The organism is Streptococcus pluranimalium (genome assembly GCF_002953735.1).
GTDB lineage: Bacteria > Bacillota > Bacilli > Lactobacillales > Streptococcaceae > Streptococcus > Streptococcus pluranimalium.
Map to the genome: position 1 here is coordinate 1,717,616 of NZ_CP025536.1, position 13,973 is coordinate 1,731,588.

Genomic DNA, 13,973 nt, shown 5'->3' on the forward strand with positions numbered 1-13,973 from the left:
TCTGGTCTAGGAGATTATGATTGAGTGAGCTAGTCACTCGAAAAAGAAAAGTTTTAGGATATTTAGAGTATATCTAAGTAAACTTAAAGTTTCCTTAAGCTTTAAATATTTTATTTTCTACTAAAAACTGGGAAATAAGTAAATTCACCATAATCTTTAAAATCAATAGTTTTAAGGACTTCTAAATCTTCTGAACTAATAGTAAAATCCAAATCCATATTTGAAGCCATGTGGTCTGGATTTTCTGTTTTTGGCAGAGCAACCAAATCCAGTTGAAGCACGTCTTTGATACAAAGTTGAGAAACTGATACGCCGTATTTATCTGCCATGGCAACAATGGCTTCATTTTCATAGCTTCAGCATGGGCGATTGGTGAATAGGCTTGGACAAGGATGTCATTGGCTTTACAAAAGCCAATTAAGGCATGAGGGGTGTTGCCAACGTGAGTTAAAATTTGATTGACAGCTGTTTCTACAGTACCCTTGTCCAGGATATTTTGCAAGTCAGCTTCTTGGAAATTAGAAACACCGATGGATTTAACTTTCCCAGCTGTTTGAGCATCCTCTAGCGCACGCCAGGCTTCAAGATTGCCTTCATCAAAATTCTTATCTGTTTCACGCCATTCATCCCAAGGTTGAGGACTATGGATAATCATCAAATCAATATAGTCAAGCCCTAATTTAGCCAATGACTCATCGATAGAGGCCGCTGTGCTCTCATAAGTTTTTGGTGCTCGGCTGCGACTTTGGTTGTTAGGAAAATTTCCTCACGCACAAGGCCAGATTCACGAATGCCTTGCCCACTTCGGCTTCATTGCCTTAAGCTTGTGCGGTGTCGATATGACGATAGCCTAGCTCGATAGCTCTTTTGACAGCTCCTGCTGCTTTTTCCTGGCTAATCATCCAAGTTCCTAATCATAAAGCTGGAATTGTCACACCATCATTCATTGTAAAGTGTGTCATAGATGATACCTCTTTTCTTAGTCGATGATTAACATTGACTTAATGGTCTTTCGGTCAGCCATATCTTGATAGGCTTGGTTGATGTCTGAGAGTTGATAAGTTTCTGTAAAAACTTTACCTGGATTAATTTCTCCATCCAAAACGGCCTTCAATAAGAAATCTTTATCATAGGTTGTTACTGACGCTGAACCTCCTCCAAAGGAAATGTTTTGAGCAAAGGTCGATCCAATTGGGCGATTAGCATAGTGTGGGACGCCAACATAACCGACACGTCCCCCATTATGGAGAACACCAATAGCTTGCTCCATGGCACTTTCTGTTCCAACGCATTCTAAAGCAGCATCTGCGCCACCACCTAGAATATCACGAACCTTTGCAATGCCTTCTTCACCGCGCTCTGCGACAACAGCTGTTGCACCAAGTTCAAGTGCCAATTGTTGGCGATCTTCATGTCGACTCATGAGGACAATTTGAGATGCTCCTCTCATCTTGGCTGCAATAACAGCACATTGTCCAACAGCACCATCTCCAATAACGACGACTTTATCACCTTTTTGAACGTTGGCACAGCGTGCAGCATGGTAACCCGTTGGCATAACATCGGCAAGTGTTAGAAGAGATTTTATCATACCTTCTGAATAATCACTCGGTTGTCCAGGAATTTTGACCAACGCCCAGTTAGCATAGTGGAAGCGAATGTATTCGGATTGAAATCCAGTAGACCAATTTGTTGGCATTTCGTGATTGTCACAAGTGCCATCAAAACCAGCACTACATGCATCACATTCCCCACAACCATGTGTAAATGGCACGATAACAAAGTCACCAGGAATTAGAGTCGTAATATCAGATCCAACTTCTTCGACAATTCCTAAAGCTTCATGACCAGAATTTTCAGAATGACCTGCCTTATCATCTCCGTGTGAATAGGACCATAAATCTGAGCCACAAACACAAGCACGAACGACCTTGATAATCACATCATCAGCGGCTTGAAGTTGTGGTTTTTCAACCTCTTCAATGATCATTTTTCCAGCTGATTCAAAAATTGCTGTTTTTGTTCTTCTTGTTGTCATTATAAGTATTCCTTTTCTATTATTCTTCTTCTCTCAACCAAGCCCAATCTGGATCTTGGTGAATATGCTTATGGGGAAGGTCTGCTAAGTCTTGCGAATTGTCCAGTAAGTCAACCTTTAGGGTGATGATATCTACTTGCTCATCTTTGACATGATAAATCTGACTGTGACAGTTCTGACAATAATAGCGAGTCTTCCCTGGTGACGATTGATACGTACTTAATCTGCCACTTCCTTCTAAAATAGTAACTTCTTTTCTATCTACCATGGCGGTAATGGAAAATGCTGAACTAGTAGCTTTCCGGCAAAATGAACAATGGCAATAGACCAACGGACCTGCAATTTGCTCTACTTGTATAGACGACTTATCCACATAAACAAGATCCTTTCAACATCAGTATTTTCCTTCCTTGTAGCCTTGGATTTTATCCTCAAGACGATGGAGCGCCTTACCTAAATCATCATATCGCTCTTGCATTTTGTCATATTCATCTTGCAAAATCTCTAGCCTTGCTTGGCGAGTACTATCCCCTTTTTGAAAAAGTGACATGTATTCGATCAAGCTCTCAACGGAAACACCTGACGATCGAAAGCATTTGACAAATTCTAGGGCTTCTATGTCAGTTTTTTGAAAATTCCTGATACCAGACGCTGTCCTTGTAATAGGAGGTACTAGACCGATACGTTCATAATAACGAATGGTATCCGCAGAAAGTCCTACTTCTTCAGCTGCTTTTTTGATGTTCATCTTTTGCTCCTTTACGTTTTTAGTCTATGATAAACCTTGACGTTAACTTCGAGTCAAATTCTTAAATCTTTTTAATGACTTGAGCAGGGACTCCTGCGACGACTGTATTTGCCGGTACATCCTTGGTGACGATTGCTCCTGCTGCGACAACGGCGTTTTCTCCGACAGTAACACCTGGCATAATTGTCGCGTCAGCCCCTATCCAGCAATTTTGCTTGAGGGTAACTGATTTTAGTTCCAATTTGTGGCGGTCACTTGGATTTAAAGGATGGTTGACCGTTAGAATCTTAACCCGCGGAGCAATTAGGACATCGTCCTCAATCGTGATACCACCTAGGTCGGTCATGAAAACATCCATATTGACATAGACGTTTTTGCCAAAAGTGATGTGGCGACCAAAGTCCGTTTGAAAGGGAACATTGACAATGGTTGTCGGGTCAATCGGCTGACCAGTGATTTTCTCTAGCAACTCTCTAGTGGAATCGTAGGTTTGGACATTGGTGTTCAATTCTTGGACAAGTGGTTTATTCTCAACTTGAATCTGACTGATCAACTGACGCAAACCATCTGTTTCAGGAACCATTTTCCCGGTATTAAGATAAGGTAAGAATGCTTTTTCCATAAGACCCTCCTAAGATGATGTTAAGGCCATTATAAACCTTGAAGTATACTCCAAGTCAAGAAAAAGGGAGTGGGAAAGAACTCCCGATAATAAAACAGAGTTCGTCTTCCCACCCCCGCACAGTTGAATAAGTCTGGTTCGAAGCATAGAATGCGAGCGGAACAGCCATTCAACCACTGCGTTAGGATCTTAGAACAAACTCTATTTAGTGAGACAAAATTCATGCCAAGTCTCTTAAAAATTCTCTTAATGATGTCGCTGGGCGGCCTAGAATGTTTTCAATGTCGTTTGAGACGACTTGGAGTTCGCCTTTTGCGATTGCTGTATAGGTGGATACCCAACTATCGTATTCCCAGTCTTCTGCTGGCCAAGCTTTTCTAGACTCATAAGCTTCTTCAACGGTTTCTTCTATATATGTGATATTTTTCTTCCAAGCTCTGCCTACAATATCAGCTATTTCTGCCATAGATAAGCATTCAGGACCGGTCATATCAAGAACTTGATTGTCAAAATTTTGAGGATTTTTCAAAATAGTTAAAGCAACCGCTACTACATCGTCACGCACTACTGCAGAAACTTTACCAGACCCCGCTGGCCCTTTGATTTCGCCATATTCTCGGCAAAGATCCACAAAGAAATCCATGTAAAAATTGTCTCGGATAAAGGTATAGGTAAACCCTTGTTCTTGAATATAAGCCTCCGTTGCTGCATGATCACGCGCTAGGGTAAAAGTCGCGTCCGCAGCAGCTTGGTAGAAACTGGTGTAGACAATATGCTTGACCCCTGCAATTTTAGCAGCATCGATAAGGTTTTTATGCTCCTGCAAACGATTAGCAGATTCTCGTCCAGATACCATAAAGAGGACATCTGCACCCGTCAAGGAATCGATGGTCGTTTGACTCGTATCATAATAAGACTCGTGGACTGTCATGTGTTCTAAATCCTCAACAGCTTGAGGACGACGAGCTAGTAATCTTGCTGAGATGCCTGCTTGCGACAACTCACGTGCTAATTGACCGCCCAATTTCCCAGTTACACCTGTAATAGCTAACATATTCTAATCTCCTTACTTAATCTGTCAAGCCCAATAAGCGTCTGGCATAGAGGACTTGTCCTGAGTGCATGGTGACATCATCTATGGTTGATACCAATCGTACCCCACGAGTGACAGCTGGTGTCCAAGATTCATCCACGATATCGTCCAAACTTTCCTCAGTCAAGCTACTGATGTAAGTTACTGCTTGCTCTTTAGCTGCGGAAAAATAGGCAAAGAGATGCTCAAAACTGTCTACTTTAATGGTTTGCGCTTCTTCTAGTGTATGGATCCAGCTAGGATTTTTCGTTCTATTTTCTGGTAATCTTTCCTGCCAGCCTTGATGATAGAGCCAGTCGGTTCCAGCGAGCTCTGCAATCTGAACATCCAGCACCAAGGCCGTGTGCCAGAGTAACCAAGTCATTGATTTTAGTTGTGGGGCTGTATCTGCAACTGGAAAACGATTTGCCTGCTCAACCGTTACGCCATCAAAGGCACGCTCGAAGCGCTCATAAGTGCGGTTAAGGTTGTCGATGAGTAAATTTTTAAAAGTTGTCATCTGCTTCCTCCTGTGTTTCTCCTACTTCTTCACCAAGCCTTCTTTCACCAAGTAAGCATGCGCTACATCTGCTGCACTTTTACCCTTGACATCAACTTGGTAGTTCATATTCGACATCTCAGTCTCAGTGATTTTGCCAGCCAGTTGATTAAGTATGGTTTTCAATTCTGGGTGCTCTTGCAACAATTCTTCTTTCATCAGTGGGGCTCCCTGATATGGCGGAAAGAGCTGTTTATCGTCTTCTAAAACGACCAGATTATATTCTTTGAGCTGACTATCCGTTGAATAGGCATCGATAAGATTGACATCACCAGTCTGGATAGCTTGGTAACGTAGGGCTGGCTCCATGGTATTGACCTTGAAAGTAAGTCCATAAAGACTTTGAAGTCCTGGGTAGCCATCTGGTCGGTCGTTAAATTCTAACGAAAATCCTGCTACTAATTTATCTTGAACCTTTGCCAAATCCGAAATCTTAGAGAGCTTATTTTCTTGGGCAAAACCCTTAGTCACTGCCAAGGCATAGGTATTCTGATAGACCATGGGTTTTAGCAGAGCCAAACCATCTTGTTTTTTAATCCCATCACGAGCTGCGGTGTAAACTGCTTTTGGCTCATTCGAAAGTTTCGGAGGATTTTTTAAGAGACTCCCCGTCACCGTCCCCGTAAATTCAGGATAGATGTCGATATCACCCGACTTGACCGACTCATAAAGGAAGCTGGTCTTGCCAAAACTAGGCTTGAGCTCGACCTTGAGATCACTTTGATCCTCAATCAGTTCCTTGTACATATTAATCAAAATTTCCGGCTCAGCTCCCAGTTTTCCCGCAATGGCAATCGTATCATCTTGATGACTAAGATTTTTGACCATAGCTGGCGCATAGGTCGCAAGGAGTCCAAATACCATAGCCGCAAAGGATAGCAAGATGGTTCTTAGCTTGGCTTTTTCCAAAAATTTCAAGACGGCGTTGAAAAGAATGGCTAAAATGGCCGATGAAATCGCCCCGATTAAAATGAGCGAGCTGTTGTTACGGTCAATTCCTAACATGATAAAGGAACCAAGCCCACCTGCTCCAATCAGAGAAGCCAGTGTGGCTGTACCGATAATCATGACTGCAGAAGTCCGAATCCCCGACATGATAATGGGCATACTGATGGGAAGAATAAAGGTTTTCAACCGCTCCCAGCGATTCATCCCAAAGGCTGTCCCCGCTTCAATCAGACTTGGGTCGATGCTGGCAAGGGCGGTCACTGTACTCTGCATAATTGGAAAGATAGCGTAGATAACCAAGGCCACTACTGCAGGTAGAGTGCCGATTCCCATAAAGGGAATAAAGAGCCCCAAAAGTGCTAGAGAAGGAATGGTTTGAAAGACCCCAGTCACTTGTAAGCTAGCTTCAGCCCAGCTTTGTCTCTTGCTGAGGAAAATAGCTAAGGGCACTGAAAGCAGAATGGCTACCAGCAAAGCAATGAGCGAAATCTGCAAATGCTCCACTAAGGCTATCAGCCAGTCACCAAATTTGGCTTGGAAAGTCGTGAATAAATCAGTCATGGCGCACACCTCCAAATAATTCGGCGACAAAAGCATTAGCTGGTTGCTCAAGGATTTCTCCTGGCTCTGCCAATTGAACTAACTCCCCTTGATTGAGGACAGCAATACGATTTCCCAAGCTCAAGGCCTCACGAACATCATGGGTGACAAAAATGGTCGTCATCCCAAATTCTTGGTGTAACTCTTTGGTCAGAATCTGTAACTGCTCACGACTAATCGGATCCAAGGCTGAGAAGGGTTCATCCATCAGTAAATACTGGGGTTCATGGATAATGGCCCGCACAATACCCACGCGCTGCTGTTCTCCACCAGACAAATCCTTAGGATAACGGTCTAAATAGTTATCTGGTGTCAATCCCACTCGGTCCAATAGGTAATTGGTTCGTTCCTTGATACGCTCTGGGGACCATTTTTTCATCTTAGGAATGAGCGCGATATTTTCAGCAACAGTCAAATTAGGAAAAAGGGCAATCTGCTGCAAAACATAGCCCATAGACAAGCGGAGCTGACGCATGTCCAACTGATTTTGCTGGGTACCATCGATGATGATTTTGCCATCCGTTAAATCAATCAAGCGATTAAGCATTTTTAAAATGGTCGTTTTCCCTGAGCCCGAGGGACCAACCAGCACCAAAAATTCACCATCAGCGATGCTAAAACTCTGGTCCTTAAGGACAATCTTGTCTCCGAAGGACTTGCTGACATGGTCAAATTGAATCATAAACCTTCTCCATTTCTTGTTTAAGTGCTGCAGTGTATTTGCGAGTGAGCTTGTTTAACAGATCTTGTTCCTCATTGCTTAAAATCTGAAAAGAGGCTTTTTCCATCTGTTCTAAAGGCAATATCACTTTTTGAGCATAGGATTGACCAAGTGGTGTTAACCTAATAAATTTATGACGTTTATCGTCAGGATTTTCGATCAATTCAAGAAACCCCTTTTTGCCCCAAGACTTTATCGTAGCATTGACGACTTGTTTACTTGATTGTGTCTTTCGGACTAAAAACTGCTGAGTGATGTTTTTTTCATTTCTTTTAGGATAATGGTAAAGCCACAAAAGCATCTGTAAGGATTTACTTTGTAAACCATTTTGCCTAGCATAATAGTCATATGTAGACATTAAATCATCGAAAGCTCTAATATATGATTTTGTTTGTATCATGGATTACACCTCATTTCTGACAACAACTTTTCCGATCGCCTTTGAACTTTCTAAATAAGCATGAGCCTCCGAAATACAATCTAGAGTGAAGATTCTTTCAGGTCTGACGTCAATGCCAGATTTTTCAATATAATTAAGTAAAGCTTGAAGAGTATCCTTAGAAACATTCCCAGAATAAAAGGTGGTTAAATAAATATTCTTTTGTAAATCAAAGGTTGGGTCAAATTTTTCTAAATACCACTGTCCACCTAATAAACCAGTATTACAAATAATACCATTCATCGCCATATGACTGATTGAATTCTTGATGACACTAGAACCAACTAATTCTAAAACCTTATCAAAGATAAGATCTGTTTTAAGTTCGCCGTCTTTTTCCAGAATAATGTCATCATAACCGAAAGCCATCAATCGGTCTGCTTTTTCAAGGTGGCGAACAGATCCCATAATTCTAACTTGTGAGTAAGTTGCCTTGACTAATTTTGTAAAGGCGATTCCTACTCCCGAGGCTGCTCCTCTAACTAAAATAGTATCATTTTTTTCTATTCTCAACTGTTTCATGGAGCCAAAAGCTGTAAAATAAGTCTCTGGCACAGCCGCCAGATCTTCCCAACTTAACTTCGTTTGAATTGGGTAAATCTGATTATTAGGCAACAAGACATATTCTGCATAAGAACCATCAAAATCACGTCCCATTTCTCCCATTATTGAAATCACTTTATGTCCTACAGGTAATACAGCTTCATCACTTGTTTCTAAAATACTCCCAACACATTCGATACCTAAAATTCTAGGAAAAGAGACACTAGACGAATAACCGTTTCTCGTGAAAATTTCTGAACGATTAATACCAAATGCTTCAATTTTAACGAGTGACCAACCTTCTTTTATTTGAGGAATCGGTCTTTCGGTAACCTCTAAGACACTCCTGTCACCCGGATGATTAACTACAACAGCTTTCATGACGACACCTCTTTAGTCAAAAAAATTTACTATTTACATTTAGTATAGCTAACATTGTTATCATAGTCAATTTTTTTGACTATGATAATATCGAAATATGGCACACTCTTTCATCTATAATCATGAAGCCCAAGCCTATTCTTACAAACTCCTAGCAGACATTGCTAAAGACTTATAGACTCATCTTGACAGAATCAAAGATAAGCCTTAGAATTGCTCTTTCTCAAGAACGTCACTCTAAGCTATGTTCTTCTTTAAGATTTTTTCCAGATTCATCTTTAAGTAAATAAGTTACTGAAACATAAATTCCATCCACAATGAACATCAAGATACATCTCCTATCCTAAGAAAACCTGGATATTCTATAATATGATTGCGCTATTTCTAATTGATAATAAAGTCATTGCCGAGGAAACTTCTTTCCCAGATTAGATATATTCACAAACGTTTTTCTTGTCATTTTCATGAAAACACCCTAAAATTATTAGTTATTGGAGGAAAATTATGAAAAAATTCACTGCCGAATTAATCGGTACTTTTATCCTTGTCTTTGTTGGGACAGGGGCTGTTGTCTTTGGTAATGGTACAGAAGGTCTTGGACACCTTGGTATTGCCCTTGCTTTTGGTCTGTCTATCGTGGCAGCTGCTTATTCTATTGGTACTATCTCTGGTGCTCACTTGAACCCTGCAGTATCTGTTGCTATGTTTGTAAACAAACGTATGGATGCTAAAGAATTGGTTAACTACATCGTCGCTCAAGTTATCGGTGCTATCATCGCTTCAGCAGCTATCTTCTTCTTATCAGGTGGTGCAGACAGCGGTCTTGGTTCAAATGCCTACACAGAAGTGAGCACAGCAGGTGCTTTTATCTTCGAATTAATCACTAGCTTTATCTTTATCTTGGTCATCGTAACCGTTACTTCTGCTACAAAAGGCAACGGTAAAATCGCTGGTCTTGTGATTGGTTTAACATTGACAGCTATGATTTTGGTTGGTTTGAACATCACTGGTCTTTCAGTTAACCCCGCTCGTAGTTTGGCGCCAGCTCTATTTGTTGGTGGTAAAGCACTTGCTCAACTTTGGGTCTTCATCGTCGCTCCTATCGTTGGTGGTATCCTTGCAGCCCTTGTTGGTAAAAACCTTCTTGATACAGAAGCATAATTTAATCATACCCAAAAACCATCTGTCTTGCAGGTGGTTTTTATGAGCCTTAATAATGCAATCTCAGTACACCATACAAATTCATAAGATTTTCTAGTAAGATAGAATCAAACAAACACTTTACGAAAAGATCTAGCTCTTGTACTCAGAGATTAATCTTCTCTAATATCATCAATAGCCAGCAAAAAAACGAGCACTCGGCTCGCTTTTTTGTTTATTAAGCATTTAATTCAGCAACAATTGCTTTGATCTGATCTTTAGTATGAACACCTGCAACTTGTTTAACCACTTGTCCATCTTTTTTAAACAAAAGTGTCGGGATTGACATAATGCCAAATGATTGTGCAGTATTCGGGTTTTCATCAACATCCATTTTGACGATTTTAAGCTCATCCTCGTCAAATTCTTGAGACAATTGTTCCAAAATAGGAGCTTGCATGAGACATGGGCCGCACCATGTTGCCCAGAAGTCTACCAAAACGAGACCTTGAGCTGTTTCCTGTTCAAAGGTTGCATCTGTTACAACTTGAGTCATATCTTACCTCTTTCTGTTAGGAAATAGTAGCACTAGTTTCCTTTAAATTAATGTAAAGCCATTTTAACGAAATCTTAAGAAAGTTACAACTATTTACTACGATAGTTATTTTACTTGCCCACGTCTGTAGGAATCATTATACACTTTGAAATCATGGTCATGTAACGTAACTGCTGCATCTGCCAACCAGTTGACGTTACGAAGAAGACCACGTCCAAGCAAGATTAAATCAGCCTGACCACTCTGTAATAAATACTCATCCAATTCTGGGCTATTTAAAAGTCCAACAGCGGTTACGGGGATAGACACAGCTTCTTTCATCTTAGCAGTGAATCCAGCTTGATAACCACCATGAATTGGAATATTAGGCCGGACATCCATTAACCCACCTGTAGAGATATCCAAGCAAGCAACTCCGAGTTCTTCCAACCATTTACCAATTTGTTGGTAGTCTTCTATTGTGTTTTGAACACCAGTTTCATCATAGGCTGACATGGATAGGCGTACCCAGATTGGTTTTGAAAAGACAGCTTTAACCTCTTCAACCACTTCTTTCAAGAAGCGGAAACGATTTTCAAGGGAACCACCATAATTGTCAGTACGTTGGTTACTTTGAGGTTCTAAAAACTGATTAATCAAATAACCATGCGCTCCATGAAGTTCAATCATATCGTAACCAGCTTTGTCAGCACGTTTTGCAGCTTCGACAAAAGCTGTTTGGACACGTTCAATGTCTTCTAGAGTCATTTCACGAGGGTCTCTATAATCAGCACCATAGCCGATAGCACTTGGTGCGATAGGGTCAATTGCGTCATGCGCTTTACGACCACCATGTCCCAGTTGGACACCAACTTGAGCCCCTAGATAGTGCAAATCTGCCACCATCTGAGACAGGGCATCTGCTTGCTCGTCCGTCCAAAGCCCCAAATCACGATTGCTCAATCGCCCATCAGCTTCCACCGCTGTCGCTTCCTGAATGATGAGCCCGACACCAGAAATAGCACGCGCCCCATAGTGAGCACGGTGGAAGGCTGTTGGCAGACCATCTTCCTCATGCACCTCATACATACACATTGGTGGCATAACGACACGATTTTTTAAGGATAATCCTGCAATTTCAGCAGGTGAAAGCAACATAGTCATTTTTAATATCTCCTTATCTGTCTACATTTGTCATTATTCTAGCATAATGTTTTTAAAAAATCAGTCTTTTGATACAAAAAAACCAGCACAAGGCTAGTTAGTTTTTCTTAATACGAGCTTCTTGGTCATCTTTGATGGTAAAATAAGAGCTGCGAATAGTTCCAACTCATTTGAATTTTTGACAAGCAAATTTGAATTCCACTAAGTCAGTGGGTCTATCCATTCTGTCTAAGAGTTTAAACCCGGCTGCACGTTTTTTAGGATTGTTAGGTTTACAAAGAACATCAATCGCCTAACCACCTTCATAAAAGACATAAGTCCAGATAATCTCTTCTTCCAAATAATTTAGGGAAATTTCAAGCGATTTAGCCGCAAATACCAAATCTCGCTCTTCTTTCAAGAGGCAGTGATATCAACCATCAATTCAGGAATCTAATTCACTGACTTAGTCTCAAAAGTCACCTTAAATTTATTCCAACAATAGCAGGCTTTATTGGCACGAAGACAGCCAAAGCATTCGCAACTGGTGTTGCCTCAAACCTTTCTATCGATACCGTTTTAAAATCAATAATCACAGTAACTTACACTCCTTTAACAGCAAAGTAAATCCCACTTGGACTAGCAAAATGAAAGGTCTTAAAAGGCGTTTCAGCTATTGGACTACAAGTCTCTGTCAACTCAGAAATCCTAGCCTGTAATGCTTCAATAGCTTCTACTTCAAATAACACACTCGGAACGTTTGAGAGCACTTCTGGTGATACTTGAGCGATAAATTCTTTAGCAAAGACAGTTATCGTTACCGTTGCCTCTGCATGAGGTTTCATATCAAAAGTGTCAAATCCCATCATTTTAGATTCATTCACAATGACAAAACCTGCGGCAGACCAAAAAGTCTTCTCAGTTTGCACATTATCCACATAAAGCATTAAACCTAGATTCTTTGTAAATGTCATACGATCACCTTAAAAATTGACAGTTTCAGAGACAAACCCAGGAATATCTGTATTAACCTGCCATGTCATCCCAAATTTATCAACCACGATTCCATAAGCTGGACTCCATGGTGTCTCTTGCAGTTCCATATCAATAGCTTGTGCACCGTCAGCTAATTTTTCGAAAAGTTCTTTAGTCTCTTCAGCATCATCAAGTTGAATACAAGCTGTCATATGAGTACCTTGTACGTATTCATGACCAGATCCGTTATCTGACAACTGTAAACGAATGCCATTGATGTTCAAATTAGCATTCAAGACAAGGTCTTTATTTTCTTCAGGTGTATCTGGAATGGCTTGACCAAAAGTGGTACAACTCACTACTTCTGCATTAAACACGTCTTTATAAAAGTCTACTGCTTCAAGACCATTGTTATTAGTAACAAGGTAGAGTTCAAGTGCTTTAATCATGGGAAAATTCCTCTATTTTTCTATATGATGATTTATCATAGCACTATGTAGAGATATTGACAAGAAAAATCTCTTACCAGACGATAAGAGATTATTTCTTATGATAAGATGACTCCTTTTACTAGTGTATAAAGAATCAAAATGAGACCTAAAACAATACGATATTTACCAAACACCGTAAAATCATGTCTCTTAACATAATCTGTTAAGAACTTAATGGCATAAAGACTGACAACAAATGCTGTCACACTAGCCACTAAAAGGATTGAAACCTGAGGGATGCTGAGGACATTACCATCAATGAAAAACTTAATAGCTTTTAAGCCACTATATCCAAACATGGTTGGAATAGCTAAAAAGAAGGTGAAATCAGCTGCAACAGAACGACTAGTCCCCAGAATGATGGCCCCTAAAATCGTTGCTCCCGAGCGGCTCGTCCCAGGTACAATAGCCAACACTTGAAAGACACCTATTAAAAGGGCTGTTTTATAGGACATTTTGGCTAAATCAGTTACTTTGGGTTCTACTGTCGCATTACGCTTTTCAATATAAATAAAAGCAATCCCATAGACAATCAAGGCGATAGCTACTGGCAACATATCATTAAAGTGACTTTCAAACCAATCATCAAAAGGTAAGGCAATAATAATGGATGGAATACAAGCGATAATAACTTTTAGCCAAAGTTGCCAAGTCAGCTGAATGTCTCGCTTCGTTTTCCCAGGTTGAAAAGGATTCAAACGCTCAAAGTAAATCACAATAACCGCTAAGATAGCCCCCAACTGAATCACTATATTGAACATGTCAACAAAGTCTTTCGATTGGTTAAAAGTAATAAATTCTTGAACCAAGATAAGATGACCTGTACTAGATACAGGAAGCCACTCAGTGATACCTTCCACAATACCATAAAAAATGGCTTTTAAGATCTCTACGATTAGCATGATAACTCCTTTATTTAAACTTATTTTCCATTATAACAAAACTTAACCAAAAAAGAAGGATTAGATGGCAATTTTAAATCTATCATTGCATTATTATTCGCCAATTTTAGGGATTT

General features: G+C 40.3%; 16 protein-coding genes and 2 pseudogenes. 1 reads left to right on the forward strand and 17 read right to left on the reverse strand.

Annotation, left to right across the window (positions count from 1 at the left end):
• Nucleotides 1–110: 110 nt before the first annotated feature.
• The 11 genes and pseudogenes from C0J00_RS08720 to C0J00_RS08770 form a co-directional block, all read right to left on the reverse strand.
• Nucleotides 111–902 (reverse strand): annotated as a pseudogene (locus C0J00_RS08720) (aldo/keto reductase).
• 77 nt (nt 903–979) lie between these two features.
• The gene (locus C0J00_RS08725; RefSeq protein WP_104968493.1) at nt 980–2,038 is read right to left on the reverse strand and encodes a zinc-binding dehydrogenase; all 1,059 of its coding nucleotides are present in this window, start codon (nt 2,036–2,038) and stop codon (nt 980–982) included.
• A gap of 19 nt (nt 2,039–2,057) precedes the next feature.
• Nucleotides 2,058–2,411 carry a GFA family protein gene (locus C0J00_RS08730; RefSeq protein WP_456154324.1) on the reverse strand — a complete coding sequence of 118 codons (354 nt, stop codon included), beginning with the start codon at nt 2,409–2,411 and terminating at the stop codon, nt 2,058–2,060.
• 21 nt (nt 2,412–2,432) lie between these two features.
• Entirely contained in the window at nt 2,433–2,786 is a 354-nt protein-coding gene (gene nmlR, locus C0J00_RS08735) for a stress response transcriptional regulator NmlR (RefSeq protein ID WP_104968494.1), read from the reverse strand.
• 61 nt (nt 2,787–2,847) lie between these two features.
• Nucleotides 2,848–3,408, reverse strand: coding sequence for a sugar O-acetyltransferase (locus C0J00_RS08740; RefSeq protein ID WP_104968495.1), 561 nt, complete (start codon nt 3,406–3,408; stop codon nt 2,848–2,850).
• A 220-nt stretch (nt 3,409–3,628) separates the two neighbouring features.
• Complete coding sequence (locus C0J00_RS08745; RefSeq protein ID WP_104968496.1) at nt 3,629–4,462, reverse strand: SDR family oxidoreductase; 834 nt, start codon at nt 4,460–4,462, stop codon at nt 3,629–3,631.
• A gap of 16 nt (nt 4,463–4,478) precedes the next feature.
• Complete coding sequence (locus C0J00_RS08750; RefSeq protein WP_104968497.1) at nt 4,479–5,000, reverse strand: DinB family protein; 522 nt, start codon at nt 4,998–5,000, stop codon at nt 4,479–4,481.
• A gap of 21 nt (nt 5,001–5,021) precedes the next feature.
• The gene (locus C0J00_RS08755; protein WP_104968498.1) at nt 5,022–6,548 is read right to left on the reverse strand and encodes an ABC transporter permease/substrate-binding protein; all 1,527 of its coding nucleotides are present in this window, start codon (nt 6,546–6,548) and stop codon (nt 5,022–5,024) included.
• Nucleotides 6,541–7,269, reverse strand: a complete 729-nt coding sequence (locus C0J00_RS08760) for an ATP-binding cassette domain-containing protein (RefSeq protein ID WP_104968499.1) — start codon at nt 7,267–7,269, stop codon at nt 6,541–6,543. Before C0J00_RS08760 ends, C0J00_RS08755 begins: the two co-directional genes overlap by 8 nt.
• On the reverse strand, nt 7,256–7,708 hold the full coding sequence (locus tag C0J00_RS08765) for a MarR family winged helix-turn-helix transcriptional regulator (protein ID WP_104968500.1): 453 nt from the start codon (nt 7,706–7,708) through the stop codon (nt 7,256–7,258). The genes C0J00_RS08760 and C0J00_RS08765 overlap by 14 nt, the downstream gene beginning before the upstream one ends.
• A 3-nt stretch (nt 7,709–7,711) precedes the next feature.
• Nucleotides 7,712–8,671: a zinc-binding dehydrogenase gene (locus C0J00_RS08770; protein WP_104968501.1), complete on the reverse strand. Its 960-nt coding sequence runs from the start codon at nt 8,669–8,671 to the stop codon at nt 7,712–7,714.
• Between the two features lie 504 nt (nt 8,672–9,175).
• Here C0J00_RS08770 and C0J00_RS08775 point away from each other — a divergent pair.
• Nucleotides 9,176–9,832, forward strand: coding sequence for an MIP/aquaporin family protein (locus tag C0J00_RS08775; protein ID WP_104968502.1), 657 nt, complete (start codon nt 9,176–9,178; stop codon nt 9,830–9,832).
• Nucleotides 9,833–10,049: 217 nt separating this feature from the next.
• On the opposite strand, the gene trxA is transcribed toward C0J00_RS08775, so the two are convergent.
• From trxA to C0J00_RS08805, 6 genes and pseudogenes are all read right to left on the reverse strand, one after another.
• Entirely contained in the window at nt 10,050–10,367 is a 318-nt protein-coding gene (trxA, locus tag C0J00_RS08780; protein WP_104968503.1) for a thioredoxin, read from the reverse strand.
• Nucleotides 10,368–10,472: 105 nt separating this feature from the next.
• A complete protein-coding gene (locus C0J00_RS08785) occupies nt 10,473–11,510 on the reverse strand; it encodes an oxidoreductase (protein ID WP_104968504.1) in 1,038 nt (345 codons plus the stop codon).
• Nucleotides 11,511–11,607: 97 nt separating this feature from the next.
• Nucleotides 11,608–12,085: pseudogene (locus C0J00_RS08790) on the reverse strand (phage tail protein).
• Nucleotides 12,086–12,091: 6 nt separating this feature from the next.
• On the reverse strand, nt 12,092–12,463 hold the full coding sequence (locus C0J00_RS08795; RefSeq protein ID WP_104968505.1) for a VOC family protein: 372 nt from the start codon (nt 12,461–12,463) through the stop codon (nt 12,092–12,094).
• A 9-nt stretch (nt 12,464–12,472) separates the two neighbouring features.
• A complete protein-coding gene (locus tag C0J00_RS08800; RefSeq protein ID WP_104968506.1) occupies nt 12,473–12,913 on the reverse strand; it encodes a VOC family protein in 441 nt (146 codons plus the stop codon).
• 98 nt (nt 12,914–13,011) lie between these two features.
• Entirely contained in the window at nt 13,012–13,857 is an 846-nt protein-coding gene (locus tag C0J00_RS08805; protein WP_104968507.1) for an undecaprenyl-diphosphate phosphatase, read from the reverse strand.
• Nucleotides 13,858–13,973: the final 116 nt, after the last annotated feature.